The sequence below is a fragment of the Dehalococcoides sp. UCH007 genome (assembly GCF_001010485.1).
GTDB classification, from domain to species: Bacteria; Chloroflexota; Dehalococcoidia; order Dehalococcoidales; family Dehalococcoidaceae; genus Dehalococcoides; species Dehalococcoides mccartyi_A.
In genome coordinates, this window is the sequence record NZ_AP014722.1 from 400,689 (window position 1) to 418,785 (window position 18,097).

Annotated in this window: 23 protein-coding genes; 9 read left to right on the plus strand and 14 right to left on the minus strand. The window is 48.3% G+C overall.

Annotation, left to right across the window (positions count from 1 at the left end):
• Positions 1-3: 3 nt before the first annotated feature.
• From rpsK to rpsI, 7 genes are read left to right on the plus strand one after another with little or no spacing between them, the layout of a single operon-like run.
• Positions 4-396, plus strand: a complete 393-nt coding sequence (gene rpsK, locus UCH007_RS02170) for a 30S ribosomal protein S11 (protein WP_046960934.1) — start codon at positions 4-6, stop codon at positions 394-396.
• A 9-nt stretch (positions 397-405) separates the two neighbouring features.
• Entirely contained in the window at positions 406-1,029 is a 624-nt protein-coding gene (gene rpsD / locus UCH007_RS02175; protein WP_012881763.1) for a 30S ribosomal protein S4, read from the plus strand.
• Positions 1,030-1,049: 20 nt separating this feature from the next.
• The gene (locus tag UCH007_RS02180; protein ID WP_023652025.1) at positions 1,050-2,042 is read left to right on the plus strand and encodes a DNA-directed RNA polymerase subunit alpha; all 993 of its coding nucleotides are present in this window, start codon (positions 1,050-1,052) and stop codon (positions 2,040-2,042) included.
• Positions 2,043-2,072: 30 nt separating this feature from the next.
• On the plus strand, positions 2,073-2,426 hold the full coding sequence (gene rplQ / locus UCH007_RS02185; RefSeq protein WP_012881765.1) for a 50S ribosomal protein L17: 354 nt from the start codon (positions 2,073-2,075) through the stop codon (positions 2,424-2,426).
• 35 nt (positions 2,427-2,461) lie between these two features.
• Positions 2,462-3,202 carry a tRNA pseudouridine(38-40) synthase TruA gene (gene truA / locus UCH007_RS02190; protein ID WP_046960935.1) on the plus strand — a complete coding sequence of 247 codons (741 nt, stop codon included), beginning with the start codon at positions 2,462-2,464 and terminating at the stop codon, positions 3,200-3,202.
• Between the two features lies 1 nt (position 3,203).
• Complete coding sequence (rplM, locus tag UCH007_RS02195) at positions 3,204-3,635, plus strand: 50S ribosomal protein L13 (protein ID WP_023652027.1); 432 nt, start codon at positions 3,204-3,206, stop codon at positions 3,633-3,635.
• Positions 3,636-3,647: 12 nt separating this feature from the next.
• Positions 3,648-4,046, plus strand: coding sequence for a 30S ribosomal protein S9 (gene rpsI / locus UCH007_RS02200; RefSeq protein ID WP_012881768.1), 399 nt, complete (start codon positions 3,648-3,650; stop codon positions 4,044-4,046).
• A gap of 73 nt (positions 4,047-4,119) precedes the next feature.
• Here the strand turns inward: rpsI and UCH007_RS02205 are convergent, their stop codons facing one another.
• The 13 genes from UCH007_RS02205 to UCH007_RS02265 all read right to left on the minus strand — a co-directional run bounded on the left by UCH007_RS02205 (position 4,120) and on the right by UCH007_RS02265 (position 16,623).
• Positions 4,120-4,314, minus strand: coding sequence for a DUF202 domain-containing protein (locus UCH007_RS02205; RefSeq protein WP_012881769.1), 195 nt, complete (start codon positions 4,312-4,314; stop codon positions 4,120-4,122).
• A 291-nt stretch (positions 4,315-4,605) separates the two neighbouring features.
• On the minus strand, positions 4,606-5,673 hold the full coding sequence (locus tag UCH007_RS02210) for a bifunctional phosphoglucose/phosphomannose isomerase (RefSeq protein WP_046960936.1): 1,068 nt from the start codon (positions 5,671-5,673) through the stop codon (positions 4,606-4,608).
• 24 nt (positions 5,674-5,697) lie between these two features.
• On the minus strand, positions 5,698-7,113 hold the full coding sequence (locus tag UCH007_RS02215; protein WP_046960937.1) for a phosphoglucomutase/phosphomannomutase family protein: 1,416 nt from the start codon (positions 7,111-7,113) through the stop codon (positions 5,698-5,700).
• Positions 7,109-7,312 carry a hypothetical protein gene (locus UCH007_RS02220; RefSeq protein ID WP_023652032.1) on the minus strand — a complete coding sequence of 68 codons (204 nt, stop codon included), beginning with the start codon at positions 7,310-7,312 and terminating at the stop codon, positions 7,109-7,111. The genes UCH007_RS02215 and UCH007_RS02220 overlap by 5 nt, the downstream gene beginning before the upstream one ends.
• 31 nt (positions 7,313-7,343) lie before the next feature.
• Complete coding sequence (metK, locus tag UCH007_RS02225) at positions 7,344-8,564, minus strand: methionine adenosyltransferase (RefSeq protein ID WP_012881773.1); 1,221 nt, start codon at positions 8,562-8,564, stop codon at positions 7,344-7,346.
• A gap of 9 nt (positions 8,565-8,573) precedes the next feature.
• Positions 8,574-9,830, minus strand: a complete 1,257-nt coding sequence (locus UCH007_RS02230) for an adenosylhomocysteinase (protein ID WP_023652033.1) — start codon at positions 9,828-9,830, stop codon at positions 8,574-8,576.
• Between the two features lie 7 nt (positions 9,831-9,837).
• Positions 9,838-11,400: a bifunctional aminoglycoside phosphotransferase/ATP-binding protein gene (locus UCH007_RS02235; RefSeq protein ID WP_046960938.1), complete on the minus strand. Its 1,563-nt coding sequence runs from the start codon at positions 11,398-11,400 to the stop codon at positions 9,838-9,840.
• The gene (locus tag UCH007_RS02240; RefSeq protein ID WP_046960939.1) at positions 11,400-11,600 is read right to left on the minus strand and encodes a DUF6485 family protein; all 201 of its coding nucleotides are present in this window, start codon (positions 11,598-11,600) and stop codon (positions 11,400-11,402) included. Before UCH007_RS02240 ends, UCH007_RS02235 begins: the two co-directional genes overlap by 1 nt.
• A complete protein-coding gene (locus tag UCH007_RS02245; RefSeq protein WP_046960940.1) occupies positions 11,597-12,625 on the minus strand; it encodes a methionine synthase in 1,029 nt (342 codons plus the stop codon). Before UCH007_RS02245 ends, UCH007_RS02240 begins: the two co-directional genes overlap by 4 nt.
• Entirely contained in the window at positions 12,618-13,502 is an 885-nt protein-coding gene (mtnP, locus tag UCH007_RS02250; RefSeq protein WP_046960941.1) for an S-methyl-5'-thioadenosine phosphorylase, read from the minus strand. The genes UCH007_RS02245 and mtnP overlap by 8 nt, the downstream gene beginning before the upstream one ends.
• Positions 13,503-13,578: 76 nt before the next feature.
• A complete protein-coding gene (mtnA, locus tag UCH007_RS02255; RefSeq protein ID WP_046960942.1) occupies positions 13,579-14,577 on the minus strand; it encodes an S-methyl-5-thioribose-1-phosphate isomerase in 999 nt (332 codons plus the stop codon).
• A gap of 1 nt (position 14,578) precedes the next feature.
• Positions 14,579-15,676: an ABC transporter permease gene (locus UCH007_RS02260; protein ID WP_046960943.1), complete on the minus strand. Its 1,098-nt coding sequence runs from the start codon at positions 15,674-15,676 to the stop codon at positions 14,579-14,581.
• Positions 15,673-16,623, minus strand: a complete 951-nt coding sequence (locus UCH007_RS02265) for an ABC transporter ATP-binding protein (protein WP_046960944.1) — start codon at positions 16,621-16,623, stop codon at positions 15,673-15,675. Before UCH007_RS02265 ends, UCH007_RS02260 begins: the two co-directional genes overlap by 4 nt.
• 92 nt (positions 16,624-16,715) lie before the next feature.
• Here UCH007_RS02265 and UCH007_RS02270 point away from each other — a divergent pair, with 92 nt between their 5' ends.
• Both UCH007_RS02270 and UCH007_RS02275 read left to right on the plus strand, forming a co-directional pair.
• On the plus strand, positions 16,716-17,138 hold the full coding sequence (locus tag UCH007_RS02270; protein WP_023652039.1) for an FAS1-like dehydratase domain-containing protein: 423 nt from the start codon (positions 16,716-16,718) through the stop codon (positions 17,136-17,138).
• Entirely contained in the window at positions 17,108-17,548 is a 441-nt protein-coding gene (locus UCH007_RS02275) for a MaoC/PaaZ C-terminal domain-containing protein (RefSeq protein WP_231854726.1), read from the plus strand. Before UCH007_RS02270 ends, UCH007_RS02275 begins: the two co-directional genes overlap by 31 nt.
• On the opposite strand, the gene UCH007_RS02280 is transcribed toward UCH007_RS02275, so the two are convergent.
• On the minus strand, positions 17,535-18,095 hold the full coding sequence (locus tag UCH007_RS02280) for a GNAT family N-acetyltransferase (RefSeq protein ID WP_023652041.1): 561 nt from the start codon (positions 18,093-18,095) through the stop codon (positions 17,535-17,537). The genes UCH007_RS02275 and UCH007_RS02280 overlap by 14 nt on opposite strands.
• Positions 18,096-18,097: the final 2 nt, after the last annotated feature.

Here is an 18,097-nt window from a genome sequence, read left to right on the forward strand (position 1 = left end):
ATAATGGCAGTTAGAAAACGTGCCGGTGCCAAGAAAAAAGAGAAGAAAGTAATACCTGTAGGTAAAGCCTTTGTACAGGCTACCTTTAATAATACTATCGTCACTCTGACTGACCTTCAGGGCAATGTTATTGCCTGGGCCAGCTGCGGTACTGCAGGTTTCAAGGGTTCACGCAAGGGTACTCCCTATGCTGCCCAGATGGCCGCTCAGGCTGCTGCCCGCAAGGCTGCTGAAAGCGGTCTCAGGCAGGTTGAGGTACTGGTTAAGGGACCGGGAAGCGGCCGTGAAGCTGCTATCCGCTCTCTTCAGGCTTCAGGTATCAATGTGACCGCAATACGGGACGTCACTCCCATTCCGCATAATGGTTGCCGTCCTCCCAAGAGAAGGAGGGTATAGAGGTAGAATATGTCTAGAGAAACAGGTGCAGTTTGCAGAATGTGCCGCCGCAGCGGCGATAAATTGTTCTTAAAGGGCGATAAGTGCGTTACCAAATGTGTGTTTGAAAAACGCCCCAAAGCCCCCGGCCCTCAACTGGGCAGACCCCGCCGTCTGTCTGACCGTGGTCAGCAGCTCCGGCAGAAACAGAGCATACGCTGGAGCTATGGTATGACGGAGCGTCAGTTCCGCCGATTCTTCGGCTTGGCCAACGCGCAGCCCGGTGTTACCGGTGATAATATGATGATTCTTTTGGAACGCCGTCTGGATAACGTTTTGTTCCGCTTGGGCTTCGGTACTTCACGTGCTCAGGCCAGACAGATTGTTATGCATGGACATATACTGGTAAACGGACAGAAAACTGACATTCCTTCTTATCTGATTAAAGAGGGTCAGGTGATAACTGTACGTGAGACCAGCAAGGCTACTGCATATTTCAAAACTTTAGCTGAAAATATTGAAGCCAAGGCAATTCCTGGTTGGTTAAGCTTGGATCGAAAAACCCTTTCCGGCAAGGTCATTAGTTTGCCCGCTGCCGGTGATATAGACGCTAGATTCGATGCTCAGACCGTAGTTGAGTACTACTCCAGGTAACTAGTATAAGGAGGTATTTCGTGTCTGATCTAGCTATACCCACAATTAGTTGCACCGAGAGCGACGGCAAGTACGGACGCTTTGTGGTAGAACCTTTGGAAAAAGGTTTCGGGACTACTATGGGTAATTCACTGCGCCGTATACTTCTTAGCTATCTGGACGGGGTTGCCATTACCCGTGTCCGGATAGATGGTATCCAGCATGAGTTCAGTGCTCTGCCCAAGGCCAAAGAAGATACACTTGATTTTTTGCTGAACCTTAAAAATATAAGGGTTGAGAGCCTTTCAGGGCTTGAGGGTATTTTGTACCTAAGAGCTTCCGGTTCTAAAGTAGTTACGGCAGCTGATATTGAGCCCTCAAATGATTTTGCGGTAGTAAATCCGGAGCTGTACCTGCTTACCCTTGATTCGGATGATGCAGTATTAAATGTGGAACTTGAGGTGGAACTTGGCCGAGGCTATCGTCCTCCTGAAAGTACCGAAAATACTCCCATAGGGACTATTCCGGTAGATGCCATTTTTACTCCCATCCGCAAGGTGAACTTTACCACCGAGCCTATGCATGTAGGCCGCGAAACCAGCCTTGAACGGTTGGTGCTTGAGGTCTGGACTGACGGTACAGTAGAACCTGCTACTGCGGTCAGCCGCTCAGCAGACATTCTGGTGAAACAGTTTGCGGCTTTGGTTAGCCACAGCAAGGTAGTGGCTGAAGTAGAGGCAAGCGAGCCGGTTAAATATGCTATACCCGAAGAAAAATATAACATGCCTATTGAACAGCTGGATTTGTCCGTCAGGGCTGTTAATTGTTTGCGGCACGCAGGTATAACCACTGTGGGTGAGGTTATAAACAGGGGAACTAAAGAGTTGCTTACTCTTCGGAATTTTGGTCTTAAATCTCTGACCGAGCTTGAGGATAGGCTCAAGACTATAGGTCTGTCCTTGAACCCCGAAGATGAACTGTTTGAAGATGCTGAAAACACTAAGAAGAAAAACAAAGGCATAGACGAAGCCTAAAACTTGTACTTGCACATAAGGTGAGGAAATATGAGACACAACGTATCAGGTAGAAAATTTGATAGACCCACTGGCCAGAGGATGGCACTTTACCGCAATCTGGTAACGGATCTTTTGAATTATGAAGAAATAACCATCTCTGAACCTAGGGCAAAGGAAATACGTAGCATGGCTGAAAAGATGATTACCCTCGGCAAAAAGGGTACTCTTGCTTCACGCCGCCGGGCTTTGGCTTTTGTATATATACCCGGTATTGTTGACAAGGTTTTTGAAGACCTGTCAAAACGGTATGCTGAGCGTCCGGGTGGTTATACACGCATAACCAAGCTGGGTCCCCGCCAGGGTGACGGTGCGGAGATGGTTAAGCTGGAACTTATCAAATAGCTTTTGGGAGGGGTATTATCTCACCCAGGGTATTAATGGTAATTGAATACGAGGGCACCAGGTATTCAGGTTTTCAGATTCAGGACAAAGGGGCCACGATACAGGGAGAGCTGGAAACAGCTATCCAAAAATTAACAAGTGAAAAAACCAGAGTGAGCGGTTCCGGAAGGACTGATGCCGGGGTACACGCGGCGTATCAGGTGGTCAGTTACCTCTCGGAATCTTCACTTGGGCTGGAAAAAATTAAAGGCGGGTTGAATTATTACCTGCCGACGGACATAGCCGTAAAAGAAGTCTACTTCGTAGCGGAAAACTTTGATGTGAGACGCCGGGCTATTAGCCGTGAGTACTCTTACCATATATTAAATAGCAAAACCCGCTCGCCGCTTGCCAGACTTCAAGCCTGGCAGGTGCCTTACAAGCTTGATACAAAGCTTATGGAACAGGCTTTTAAAATGCTTGAAGGGGAGCATGACTTTATCGCTTTTGCCTCCAGTCTGGGGCCGGAGATAAAGAAAACCGTTCGCAGGATTAACTGGACCCGGTTAGATATTGCAGAGGATAGGCTGGTATTCAGGATAGAGGCCAATTCCTTTCTTACTCACCAGGTGAGAAATACTATCGGAACGCTGGTGGAACTGGGACGCGGGATTTTGAGTATGAGCGAGTTTGGGGCATTATTTGAGGCTAAAACCCCCGGACTGGCGGGGCCGGCAGCGCCGGCTTGTGGACTGAGCCTCGTTCGGGTAAACTATAGAGAACCTTTTGGGAGTTAAGATGAACACTTACACAGTTAAAGCTAGTGACATAAAACGGGATTGGCACGTAATAGACGCTTCCGGCCGTGTGCTGGGTGAAGTAGCTGCTGAAGCAGCTAAATATCTCATGGGTAAGCACAAACCCATGTTCTGCCGCAATCTTGATTGCGGTGACTACGTGGTTATTGTAAATGCAAAGAAGATCACGGTTACCGGCAACAAGCTGGACCAGAAGATTTATTATCGCCATTCCGGCTTTCCCGGCGGTTTCCGTCAGGAAAAACTGGGTGACCTTCTGAAAACTAAGCCTTTGTTTGTGATTGAACATGCCGTGAAAGGCATGATTCCCCGCAATACTTTGGGTGCCCAGATTTTGGCTAAATTAAAGGTCTATGAAGGTGCGGAACACCCCCATGCCTCTCAGACCGGCGAAGTAAGCAAGGAGTCTTAACGGGAGATAATAATGGTAGAGAAGAATACATATTTTATTGGTGTTGGCCGGCGTAAGACTGCAGTTGCCACTGTAAAACTGACAAGCGGCAATGGAGTTATAGTAATTGATGGCAAGCCCATTGAAGAGCGGTTTACCCGCATCCAGGAGCGTAATGTTATTTTGAACCCTATGATGGTTACTGATACCATGGGTAAGTTTAATGCTGTTGTAAAGGTTCTTGGCGGCGGTGTTACCGGTCAGAGCGGGGCTATCGCTCATGGCATTGCCCGTGCCCTTGAAAAGACTGATGATAAACTGCGTGCTACTCTTAAGAGTAATGGTCTTCTTACCCGTGATGATCGGACTAAAGAACGCAAGAAGCCCGGTTTGAAACGTGCCCGCAAGGCTCCCCAGTATACTAAACGTTAAGATTATCTTACATAAAAAAGACAAAGGCCGAAACTTTTAAGTTTCGGCCTTTTTATTGATTAAAAGAGATTATTCAGTTTCCGCGTTCATCTCTGAAATAACGTACTATCCCTATGATAGCTGTCAGCAAACCCATGGCTACTGAAAGTATACCGAGAACTGTTTGAGAAAAAGACAGACTATCAATATCAGTTGGCTGCAGGTAGGTAAATATACCTATACCTATCATTATTATCCCAAACCCAAGGTAAAAAAGGCTGGTTTTCATGAATAACTCCAGGAAATTAATTTAGACATTATACCACAGGATAACTTGGTTCGGGGTTCGGGAAGTAGACCAGATAATTACCAGTTGTACTGGAGTCATTCGGGAGTAATTTAAGGTGTTACATTATGGGGAAAAACAAAATGGGGCGGTAGAATCCCCGCTGGGCAGTCATATTATATATAAAAGCCATGGAGTTATATGATGGCTTTAAAATACTCCAAAATCCGTCCTGTGTCTTTTGGCCGGTTATCTAGCGGTTGGTCGGGCATGTTCAAACTTGATTCATAAAAATTAGCTTTCGGCTAATTTACGTTTGAAGTAGTCAACAGCGTCTATCGGATAGGGGTCTACTCCTGTTAGGAAAGCCAGATACAGGCTCACAAAATCTCCCTGAAGTATCAGGCTTAATACCTGGCAAAGGGGACTGAAACCATAACCGTCGATGCTGAAAACGGGGATTTTGGCCTGATGAAGCATATCAGTAGTAATTCTCATGCGCTGGTGAATGCGTTTAGATAGGTAGGTGGTTTTGAACATAACCGCCGCCCAATAACGGGCTGAACTTTGGGGCAGTTGGTAGCCCACTACGGAGTTATGGTTCATTTCTGGTATTTCTTCGGCAAATGAAAAGCACTTGGCGTTCTCGTTCAGCTGGGTTTTAAAGCGGCGGGCTGTCGGGAATGTTATCCCTGAGCCAAATGCCATAACCGCCCGTCCTTCCAGTTTGGTGGCCAGCTGCTTAGCAGGGTTGTTGAGAGTTTGATATTTTTCTGATAATCTTTCCGCAATTTGGGAAAGGACTATCAGGCTTTCACTCACTTCGGTAGATTTATTGGGTATAAAGCCCAGTTTATGGAGGATACTTAAAACAGGCAATACTCCGTAAGCAATAGCGGTACTGGGACGGTAAGTATAGTCATAAATCAGCCCCGGTATATTATGAGTAGCGGTCATTTCCTTGAGCTGTCCGCCAGTGGTTAAAACCAGCAGTTTGGCATGGCGATTAACTGCCTGATGGAAGCAGGATACTACCTCTTCGGTTGAACCGGAACTGCTGGAAGCAATAACCAGTGTGTCCGCGGATACGTATGCCGGCAGCAAATAGTCTTGATGCAGATAGATGGGTATTTTACATTCATCACGCAGCATTCGCTCTGCCAATTGGGCACCTACTCCCGAAGTACCCATACCCAATATTACCACCTGTTTGACGGTGCGGTAATCTTCAGGCAGGTTTAAAGCTTCAGCAGTTTCCCATGCCTGTTTGCAGAGTGAAGGCATGCGTTTAAGCTCGTCCAGCATATGGTGAGGGTCAAGCTTTTCATAAATATTTGGGTCATCAAGATTGATAATATCCATCTGGTATATCCCTAAGACAATATTTTAGATACCGGAAAGTCTGCGGCCGTTTTCAAGCAATGCGGCGGTCTTATCCTGGCTTGGGCTTTCGGCATATATCCGCAGCAGTGGCTCAGTACCGGAAAAGCGGATAAGCAGCCAGCTGCCGTCTTCAAGCTTGTAGCGGAAACCGTCCAGGTTGTCTGTAGAAATCACTTTGGTTTCACTGAGATTATCCGGTTTTTGGTCTGCCAGATGTTTTATTATTTCTTTGCGGCGGGCTTCGTCAAAGGTATAGTCAACCCTGTTGTAATAATGAGGCCCAACCTTGGAATACAAATATTCAAGCATGGCTGAGGGCGATTTACCGGTGGTAATCATAAAATCCAGAAAATAAGCTCCTGCCAGTATGGCATCACGTTCAGGCACGTGCCCGGCAAAGCCGTAGCCGCCGCTTTCTTCTCCGCCGATAAGGGCATTTTGCTCTATCATGACAGGGGAGACATATTTGAAGCCCACTTTAGTCTCAAATACTGGTACATCATAAAGCTCACCCAGTTTGTCTATCATGCTGGAATTGGTAATTGTTTTAACCAGTGGTCCGCGCAGTCCTTTTACTTCCAGCATATAGAGTGCCAATAGGGAAAAGACCTGAAGCTGGTTAAGAAAGTTTCCCATTTCATCTACTACACCCAGACGGTCAGAATCTCCGTCGGTAGCCAGTCCTACATCTGAACGTATATCCTTGACCAGTCTCATCAGCTTGCTCAGATTGGGGGCAATAGGTTCGGGTTGGAGCATATCAGGGAAATTGGGGTTGGGTTCGGCGTTTATTTCATTCAGGCGGTTGCAGCCGCCCTCAAGCAGTTGCTTGAAATAACCTATGCCGGCACCATACATAGAATCTATGGCTATATTGAAACCGGCCTCCCGCAGTTTTTCAGTATCTACCAGTGTATTTATTTGTTCAAAATAAGCGGGGGTAAGGTCTGTCAATTCAATAAGCCCGCGGGAAACTGCCGTATCAAAATCCAGACGGGATACCGAAGGGTTATTCTCCAGTTTAGCTATCTCTGCCTCAATGGCGTTTATCATGTGGATAGGGGCACTGGCACCGTCAGCTGATTTAACCTTGAAACCATTCCAAATAGCGGGGTTATGGCTGGCGGTAATTATTACTGCGCCAGCTGTTTTCAGGTTTACCACCCCGTGGCTGATTACCGGCGTAGGTGTGGGGCGTGAACTAAAATAGGCCTTGATGCCGTTTGCCGCCATAACTTCGGCAACCGAACGGGCAAAATCCGCTGAGGCGAAGCGGGTATCATATCCGATTACCAGCGAAAGGTTATCGGGACGGGTATTTTTCAGGTATGCGGCAGTGGCTTGGGAACAGACAGAGACATTTTCAAAGGTGAAGTCTCTGGCAATAATGCCGCGCCAGCCATCGGTACCGAACTTAATTTGGCTTGTTATTTTGGCTGTCCCCCTTGAAGAATTTGCTTAACATAAAGATGATAGAACCCAGAATAAGCACTACCGGCAGGAAGAGTACCATAATAACGAAAGTAAGTCCTGCCAGCCCCATTATGGTAGCCAGCATTATTACTGCCAGTTCAAGTACAATTGCCCCAAAGAAGGCCAGCAATAAAGTCTTAATCATAAGCACACCTTCCTGTCGGTAGTAATATTTTTTACTTGGATACGCTTAGGGATTCCATAGTTGCCTTTATGGCATCTACTTTATCCAGCCGCTCCCACGGCAGATCCAGTTCCGGGCGTCCCAGATGGCCATAGGCGGCAGTCTGGCGGTAGATAGGGCGGCGAAGTCCCAGATTACGGATAATAGCTTCCGGCCGCAAATCAAAGTGCTTCTGGATAATAGACAAGATATCTTCATGGCTCATGCGGGCGGTGTTGAAGGTTTCAATGGAGACTGACAACGGGTGGGCAACACCGATAACATAAGCTACCTGAATTTCCAGTCTGTCTGCCAGTCCGGCGGCCACCAGATTTTTGGCAATATATCTGGCCATGTAGCAGGCGGAACGGTCTACCTTGGTGGGGTCTTTACCGGAAAAAGCACCGCCGCCGTGACGGGCAAAGCCGCCGTAAGTGTCCACCAGAATTTTGCGCCCGGTAAAGCCGGTATCTGAAACCGGACCACCCACCACAAAGCGGCCGGTTGCGTTTACATAATACTCGGTATTTGTGTCCAGCAGGTCGGCGGGGATGATAGGTTTGATAACCTCCCTGATAATATCAGATTGAATTTTTTCGGTAGTTATGTCCGGGTCATGCTGAGCACCGATAACCACGCTGCTTATCCTTTTGGCCTCTCCGTTGTGGTATTCCACTGTTACCTGGCTTTTGCCGTCAGGACGCAGGTAGGCCAGCGTGCCGTTTTTGCGTACTTCAGACAAACGCTTGCTCAGGCGGTGGGCTAAAGAAATGGGTAGGGGCATATATTCAGGGGTTTCGGTGCAGGCATAACCAAACATCATGCCCTGGTCACCTGCGCCGGTCAAATCCAACTCATCTACTTTCCCGCTCTTGGCTTCCTGAGATTTATTAACTCCCAGAGCTATGTCAGGAGACTGGCGGTTTATAGAGGTAAGTACGCCGCAGGTACGGTCATCAAAACCATATTCGGGTTTGGTGTAGCCTATATCTTTTATGACTCCCCTGACCAGTTCGGGTATTTCCACGTAGCAACTGGTGGTGATTTCACCCATTACTACTACCAAACCGTTGGTTACGGCGGTTTCACAGGCAACATGAGCAGTAGGGTCTTTGGCTATGATAGCGTCCAGAACTGCGTCAGAAATCTGGTCGCAAATCTTGTCCGGGTGGCCTTCGGTAACTGATTCCGAGGTAAAAAGATATTTTGAAGAATTCCCAAAAGTCTGAGACATCGTTTCTCCTTAAGTTCCTTCCTGCCAGCTGGACAGGTATTTTATTTGCTCTTCGGTAAGGGTATCTATACTTACGTTCAAAGAGGAAAGCTTGGTTGCCGCTACTGCCCGGTCAATTTCTTCGGGTACGGCATAGACCTTCTTTTCCAGCCTGGTGTGGTTTTTTACCAGGTATTCCAGTGAAAGAGCCTGATTGGCAAAGCTCATATCCATTACGGCGGCAGGGTGGCCTTCGGCAGCCGCCAGATTTATCAGGCGTCCTTCACCCAGCAGATAAATCCGCCGTCCGTCCTTCATTTTGTATTCCTCAACGGAGGGGCGGATAGTTTCTTTGCCGCAGGCAAGGGATTCCAAAGCAGGGATATTTATTTCGCTGTTGAAGTGGCCGCTGTTGGCCAGGGTTGCGCCGTCTTTCATAACCTTGAAATGGTCTTTGTCTATAACGTGCTTGTCTCCGGTAACGGTTATAAAAATATCACCCAGTTTGGCAGCTTCTGCCATAGGCATTACACTGAAGCCGTCCATCACAGCTTCCAGAGCTTTCACCGGGTCAACTTCGGTAACTATTATATGCGCGCCCAAGCCTTTGGCACGCATGGCAACTCCATGCCCGCACCAGCCATAACCCACCACTACCACAGTCTTGGATGCCCAGAGGAAGTTAGTAGCCCGGGTAATACCGTCCAGTGTGCTCTGGCCAGTGCCGTAGCGGTTGTCAAACATGTATTTAGTCTTGGCGTCATTTACCGCAATGATGGGGTAGCAGAGCTTGCCGCTTTCAGCCAAAGCCCGCAGGCGGATAACACCGGTGGTGGTTTCCTCCGTACCGCCAAGTATGCCGGACAAAAGTTCGGTTCTCTGGCTGTGCAGGGTAGCCACCAAATCAGCCCCGTCATCTACGGTCAGCTGGGGTTTGGCATCTAGAGCGGCGGCTATATGGCGGTAGTAACTTTCGTTGTCTTCACCGTGTATGGCAAAGGTATTTATACCGTGTTCTACCAGAGCGGCGGCAGTTTCGTCCTGGGTGGAAAGGGGGTTGGAGGCACACAGGGTCAGGTCAGCACCGCCTGCCTTTAGCACCAGCCCCAGGTTAGCGGTTTCGGTAGTAATATGCAAACAGGCCGCTATGCGTATGCCCTTAAAGGGTTTTTCTTGCTCAAAACGTTCTTTGATAAGGGACAGGGTCTTCATCTCACGGCCAGCCCAGTCTATGCGTTTTTTGCCCAGCGCGGCCAGAGACATATCCTTGACATCAAAATTTGGCATTACGAATTCATTCTCCTTGATTGGATTTAAAAAACTCCAGTATGTCTGAAAGTTGTTTATCCGTTGGTTTGGAACTATCAATTATAACACGATTTGGTTGAACAGCCAGAGGCTCAAATGACTTAATTTGCTTCAAATACACTTCCCAGCGCCCGTCAGAGACGCTCTGTTTGTCCAGACGCTCCTCAAGCCTCTTTTTAGCCAGCTCAGGTGAAAGTTTGACTTCCAGTACCACAAATTTGGCATTATTCTGGCTGGCGCACTCTTCAGCCTGCTTTCGCTGGTCTTCTTTTAAGAAAGTGGCATCAAGTATAACTGAGTAGCCTTCCTTCAGGGCATCACCGGCCTGGTCAAACATGGCCTGATAGGTTTTCTTAGTCATCTCAGGCGAATATATGCCCTGGTCAGCGTCTTCAAAACAGTGCTGATGGCAATCTATATTTGATAGTCCCTTGCGGACAATATCCGAAGAAATAACTACCGAACCGGATACCTCAGCCAGACTTTGGGCAAGAGTACTCTTGCCGCAGCCGCAAAACCCTGTTGTTATAAAGAGGGTGGGATTGGGTTTGGCATAGAAATCTGCAAGATGGTAATAATTTTTGGATTTTTGGACGTATTTGGCTTTTTCAGCCTCGGAGATATACGGGTCATCCAGCTTAAAGCCTTCCACTTTACCCCGGATATAAGCCCGGTAGCATTTGTAAAAGCGGAGCAGTTTATAAAGGTCGGTATCGTTGCTTTTTTGGATATAACTGTTTACAAAGAGGCGGGAAAGGTCAGCCCTGCCGTAATGGTCTAAATCCATAGCCAAAAAAGCCACTTCGGAAGCTACATCCCCGTATCTGAAGCGGTCATTGAACTCTATACAGTCATATATGCAGATATTGTCCATAAAGCAGATATGGGCGGCGTGCAAATCTCCGTGGCAGTCCCGTATTTTGCCCCCGTTTACCCGTGCGTTAAAAAGGGCTTGGTTATCAGAGATAAAACTGCGGGTAAAAGAACTGATACGGGCGTATTCTCCGGGGCTTACGGTAAGGCCAACTTTACTGCCGGTCTGTTCAAAGTTTTCTTCGGTATTGTATTTAATAGCCTCAAGGTTGCCGTATTTCTGGACTTCGGCATTGGTTCTGGCGGTTTGATGGAAAACGGCCAGTTTTTCAGCCAGTTTTTCCAGCATTCCGCTGCTGACACCGCCGGTTGACAGCAGATTTATCAACATGCGGTCTTCGGGTAATCTTCGCATTTTCAGGGTATATTCCACCACCTCCCCACATCCACCCAGCAAATAACCCCCCTCATTTTTAGTAACAGGCAAAACCTCAAGGTAGGCATAGTCACACAAACGGCGGTTTAGGACCAGCTCTTTTTCAGACAGGGCTTTGCGTTCTGACAGTTCGGAGTAGTCCAGATATCCCAGATTAACCGCTTTTTTGGTTTTATATGCAAAATGGTCAGTCAGGAAAACAAAAGACATCTGGGTTTGCACCAGCTCCACTTTGCTGGTAGGCTCAGGGTAAAAGTCAGGCCTCAGCATAGCCTGGGCATACAAGGGCAAATCAGACATCAGCTTTCCTTGCTGACCATTCGGGCAAAGCATTTGAATGAACGGTCATGTGTTTTTTCAATATTATTCGGAAAAGCGCAGGCGGGCAGTTCATCCATGGCCAGATGGTACGAGATACAGCGGCAGCACTTGCCTTTCCTTTCACAGGGTTCATATGTACAGTTGCAGTTTACTTTATTAAGTTCAGTTGCGCAGTTCATACTGTTCCGTGTTTCCTTCTAAGCAGGGCGGAAAGTTCAGCCAGCAGTAGGGGAGCCCGTTCTGCCGCTTCGGGGCTTTTTAAGCCCAGACCGCAGGCAGGGGTGATAAGTGAGTGGCGGGCAAGCTCGGCAAAGGGCAGGCCGCGGCTGTCAAAGTGGGACATGGCCGCTTCCAAACGGTCTTTCAAACTAGCAGCAGTTTCTTCTTTTAATGCTTTTTCGTCTGTGGGTACAATCCCCCAGGCAACCGCTCCGCCCCTTTTTATGAAGGCTTTGAGTTCATCAGTATATATAGACAGCGAATCTGCATAGGCATAAGTGTCAAAATTTATAATATCCACGCTGGTATCCATCAGGATAGACCAGTCTGTATTGCCGCAGCAGTGCACTCCTTTCAGGCCGGATATGCCTGAAAAAACCTCGTCAAACATGGCTGTAACCTGCTCACGGGAGAGAGGCAGATAGGCTGACCCGTAGGCGCTCATGGCTGGTTCGTCCACAAAGATAATGGTATTCCGGTAGATATTGCTCAGGAAATGTTCCTGCCAGGATGCCTTCAGCTTAAGGAGTTTGGTAGCCGCATCTGAAAGGACTTCATCATACAGGATATCTTTTCCTGAAGGGTCTTTGATAGACATGCAGTAGGTCAGCGGGCCGGTGATATGCCCTTTTACCAGCAAGGGGGAAAGATTGCGGGAAGCAAGCTCATAAAGCCCGGCGGCGTACTCCGCCCCTATGGGAAACTTGTTAAAATCATTATCCAGATAGGCTTGGTAAAGGCTTTCCAGTTCGCTCTCAAAACTGGGGGTTGGTTCAATCCACACCTTGTCCTGGTTTATTTTTACCCCCGGCAGCCCCTGGCTGAACTGGGCGGACATGCCTTCAAGGCAGCTTCTGCGGGGTAGCTGCGGCCAAACGGGTATATCCTGAAGGTAATGGGTAATAATATCCACCGCCGCCTTCGGGTCTGTATGGGGCATACTGCCTATCATGGTAGGCAGAAAATGAAAATCAGTTTTAGTCATTTTCACTCGCTGCGGGCATGTATTTATCAATTATCAAAGCTAACTCACGCTTACGGGTATTCGGCACTGTCTCAGGGGAAGTCATGATAGCGTTGGAAAGGGCGGTGCTGCATTCGCAGTTCCGGGCTTCTCCAATACGCCCCACGGCCAGTTTTATTATATTTTTTGAAAGGTTTATATTGCCGCGCAGGGTGGCAATCACTTTGTCTACCGTTACGGCTTCTTCTTCCTCATGCCAGGCATCGTAGTCGGTGGCACAGGCGATAATAGCGTAACAGATTTCAGCTTCTCTTGCCAGTTTTGCTTCGGGCAGGGCGGTCATGCCGATAACATCTGCCCCCCAGCTTTTGTGAAGGCGGCTTTCGGCTCGGGTGGAAAAGGCAGGCCCCTCCATAACTACATAAGTGCCGCCGTTATGCACATCGGCACCCGCCTCTTTGGCGCATTCATACAGGAGTTTGCGTAAATCCGGGCAGAAGGGCTGGGAGAACGCTATATGGGCTACAATTCCTTTGCCGAAAAATGTATTGGTGCGCTGGCTGGTGCGGTCTATCAGCTGGTCAGGTATTAAAAGATGCCCCGGTTTGACCTCTTTTTTAAAACTGCCTACTGAATTTATGGCGATAATATGCTCCACTCCCAAACTTTTCAGGGCATATATATTGGCGCGGGAGGGGATTTCCGAGGGGAGTATGCGGTGTCCCCGCCCGTGTCTGGGCAGAAAAGCCACTCCCACTCCGTCCAAATTGCCGGTAACTATGGTATCTGAAGGCTTGCCGAATGGGGTATCAAGGGCGTGTTCGCGGATATCGGTCAGTCCCTCAATATCATACAGGCCTGTCCCCCCGATAACACCTATTTTAGCGTAGTTTACCATTTAAAGACCTCCTCAGGTTTTATGTGTCTTTGGGCAGTTAGTCTGCCTAGGGTAGTATGGCAGATGCGACTAATTTTTAACCGCCCCGTCGTATTATCCCGTTTTCAGTTATAAAAGCGGTTATGAGGTTAGCTGGAGTTACGTCAAAAGCGGGGTTGGCTACCGCTATGTTTTCCGGGGCTATGCGTTGCCCCCTTATTTGGGTTATTTCCTCAGGTTTGCGCTCTTCTATAACTATATCCCGGCCTGATTCAATGGATTTATCAAAGGTGGAGCTGGGTGCGGCTACGTAAAAGGGTATGCCGTGAGCCAGCGCCAGCACTGCCAGAGAGTAAGTGCCTATCTTGTTGGCGGTGTCTCCGTTTTTGGCAATACGGTCTGCCCCCACTACCACCGCGTTGATTACCCCTTTTTGCATAAAGTGTCCGGCCATACTGTCGGTAATCAGTTTAAATGGTACACCGGCTTCTTTCAATTCCAGTGCGGTTAGGCGTGATCCTTGAAGAAGGGGGCGGGTTTCGGTGGCAAAGGCGGAAATATTTTTGCCCTGCTGATGGGCGGCTAGAATCACCCCCAGAGCCGTGCCGTAACCGGCCGTTGCCAGAGGGCCTGCGTTGCAGTGGGTGAGCACTGTCCAACCGGGTTGTATCAGCTCCGCCCCGAAGGCGGATATTTTGCGGCTGGCCTCTTCTTCTTCATGATGGATTTTTACCGCTTCTTCTACCAGAGATATTTTTACCTGTGAAACATCTGTCCCCGAAGCTACCACATGGTCCATGCGTTCTGCCGCCATAAACAGGTTTTTAGCGGTAGGGCGGGTGGAGGCAATCTCTGCTGATACCTGCTGGTAAAGGGGCAGAAACTCACTGCAATATTGGGTTTCTATGCCCAGTGCCCCCAGAGCTATGCCGTAAGCGGCGGCTACGCCTATAGAGGGTGCGCCTCTTATCCTAAGGGTCTTGATGGCCTCGGCGACGGCATGGTAGTCATTTAGTTCAAGGTATTTTTCTTCCAAGGGCAATAGGGTTTGGTCAAGTATTATCAGGCGGTTATCCCGCCACTCAATTGCTTTCATATCAGCTGCGCATAGTCCTTCCGAATATTATTGTCCCCAGGGCGAAGATAGCTACTGTCCAGATGGCCAGTATGCCTACTTCACCGCTTACGGCCGAAAAATCTGCCCCCCGTAATATTACCAGACGTGATGCCTCAATGGCATGGGAGTAGGGGAATGCATAGCCCAACCATTTGAGTACGTCCGGCATAAACTGAATAGAAAACCAGGTGCCGGATATTATGGCCAGCGGCATGGAGAAAAACCAGCTGATAGATTCTGACTGGTTTTCACTCTTGGAAAAACCGGCAATCACCATGCCTACGCCTATACTGGATAGCCCGGTGAGGAAGAATATCAGGAAAGCCAAAGCTATATTCCCCGTTATATCCATACCGAACAGATAGCCCAGCAGCATAAAAAATATTATCTGGATTATACAGATAAGGGTCATGCTAAGCGAATACCCCAGTATAAAGTCCATGGAACGGCTGGGTGTGGTCAGCATTCTTGGCATAAAGCCTTTTTCTTTATCCCGTACTATTATTCTGGCTGAGGTGGGTATAAGTATGAGCAGCCCGAATACAATAATGCCGGGAGAGATAAAATCTATGTTGGTTATCTTGTTTTCAATATTTACCGGCTGGGCATTTATGCTCAGGGGTATTTCTATTTTGGCAAAGGCGCGGCAAACTGCATTCAGTTGTGAAAGGATTTCACCGGCGGCCTGTATATCACTTTCATCATAGGTCACATCCAGATATATATTGCCATTTTCACCCGCCCAGAGTTTGTTTACTTCTTCCCCGAAGCCGGCCGGGATTATTACATATGCCCGTATGTCAGACTGTTTCAGTTTGGTCAGGGCTTCGTCAGGGGTGGTTATATAAATAATTTCATAGCTAGGTACTTCTGACAGGGCTTCATCTGCAAATGCAATTGAAACGGGTGTTTGGTCTTTATCCACTAATCCAATCTGGTAGCTGGCACTGCCTTCGCCGGAGAAAGCAAAACCGAAAAGAAGCATGAACATAAGGGGAAAACCCAGCAGGAAACCAAGAGCCATGGGGTCACGGTAGGTTTCCTTGAGGGCGCGGATACCCAGTTCCCAAAATCTCATTGCCGCAGCTCCTTTCCGGTTAGTTTCAGGTAGACATCTTCTAGGCTGGGGTCTTTTATCTGGGCAGAGCGGATAACTGCCCCTGCATTTTGCAGCCGGTTTACAATCTCGTTAAACTCCAGGTGTTCTGCCGAAACTGAAAGTGTTCCGCCTGAGAATTCCACTTTAGGGTAGAAAGTTTTTAGATCGGCTACTATTTTCTGGGAAATATTAAAGGCCTGTATCTTCATGGTGGGTTCTTTTATTAGGCTTTGTTTCAACTCCACCGGTGTTCCAAGTGCTACTATCTTGCCCTGATCCATAATGCCTATGCGGTCTGCCAGCTGGTCTGCTTCCTCCATATAGTGGGTGGTAAGGAGTATAGTTTTCTGCCCCTTCATAGATTTTATATATTCCCACATGGCGTGGCGTACCTGGGGGTCTAAGCCCAGGGTGGGTTCATCTAAAAAGACTACATCCGGGTTGTGGATAAGTGCCATCATTATGCTCAGGCGGCGTTTCATGCCGCCGGAAAAAGTATGCACCTGGCTTTTTGCCCGGTCTTCCAACCCCATTATCTCCAGAAAACGGGGTATCCATTCCTTTAGTTTTACGGGGTCTACCCGGTTCAGCCTTCCGAATAGTTCCAGATTTTCCACCGGGGTAAGGTGGTCCGAAATGGCGGTTTCCTGAGGCGAACTGCCGATAGTAGATTTAACCTGGTAGCTTTGGGTATTTATATCAAAGCCCATTATCCGGGCTGTGCCGGAGGTGGGTTTCAGCAGGCAACAGAGCATATTTATGGTGGTGCTTTTGCCTGCCCCATTGGGGCCTAGCAGGGCAAACAGTTCACCCTTGCGGATATTCAGGTTTAGCTTGTCCACTGCCAGAAGTTGCCCGTATGAGCGGCTTAAATCCAGGGTTTCAATAGCCGGTATTTCCGGCGGTGCTTTTGAAGTGGCAGCCATTTATATGCCTCCCATCTCAAATAATGGCCTATTATAACATAAGGCGGGCATTATTTTGACAAAATGCAGGGTTGTATTATAAGCTTGGCCAAATGCTGAATACCAAATACACTTTGGAAGACTTACGAGCGAATCCCGGTTTAAAACTACTGCCTCTTAGGCTGGTCATTGAGCGGGGTATGGTTGAGCGTTTTTGCAGAGCTACCGGTGATGATGTGGAGAACTGGCAGGCCGAAGCACCACCTTCATTGGCACTCACTTTGGGTTTTGGGCAGATGCTGGAAGCTATCTCGGCGGATAATATTACTGTCCTTCATGGCTCAAGTGAGCTGGAAAGCTTAAAACCCCTTGAAATAGGGCAGGAAGTGGTGGTGGAGACCAGTTTGCTAAGTTTACGGGAACGTCCGGGCAAAATGGGGCTTTCGTCATTCCTTAATTTTGAAATGCAGGTATCAAATAACAAAGGGGAGCTGCTAGCCAGGGTTTGCCAGCTGGCTATAGTGTATTCGGCATGACCAGTGTTTTTGAAAATATAACCGAAGGGCAGGAAATAACCTGCCAGATGCTTGCCCTTAGCAGCTGTGACCTGGTTATCTGGGCGGGGGCTTCGGGGGACTATAATCCCATTCATTATGATAAAGACATAGCTTTGAAAAGGGGTTTGAACGGAGTGGTAGTGCCGGGGCAATTGGTGGGGGCTATGCTGGGTAAGCTGGCATCCCGCTTTGCCTGCCCCTCTGGCAGGCTTGCCAAACTGTCTGTCAGTTATAAAAAGATGATGCCTTTGGGGGAACCCCTTTTTCTGAAAGGTGTGGTATCCTCAAAGGCAGATACTTCGGAAAGCAAAACCTTGAGCCTGAAACTCTGGGCGGAAGATACTGCCGGGGATAAAACCGTTACCGCGGCGGCTGTTATACTTTATTAGACTGGTGTTCTTCAGCCAGCAGGTCTTTGTTTTTCAACCAGTTTGCTTTTAAAAGTTCCATCATTATAAACCGGTGCTGGCCTGATTCTCTTTCCCCGAAAGGTTTAAAGCCGCATTTTTTAAAGGCACACTGGGCACGGGTATTATCAGATAGGGTTTTCAGGTAAAGTCTTTTTAGGCTGGTGTTTTCAAACACATATCCAACCATCAGCCCCAGAGCGTCACTGCCGTAACCTTTGCCCCAGTATTCTTTTTGACCTATCATTATGCCTGCTTCCGCTTCTCCGGCGGCTCTGTCCCAGTTGTAACAGGCGCAGTAGCCAATATATTCCCCCCGGAGGGTTTCAATGCCGAATTGCACCCGCAGGGATAAAGAATTTTCCAGTACGAATATATATTCACCCAGGAAGGTTCTGAAGGGGATAGTCAGAGGCTCTGCCGCATCCAGGCGGCTAAGCTCCGGGTCAGTCTGCCAGATATAATCCAGCGAGGCATCTTCCAGACGTTTGTCTCTCAGCCGGGTCAGCTTTCCCTGAGCGTGTATCACAG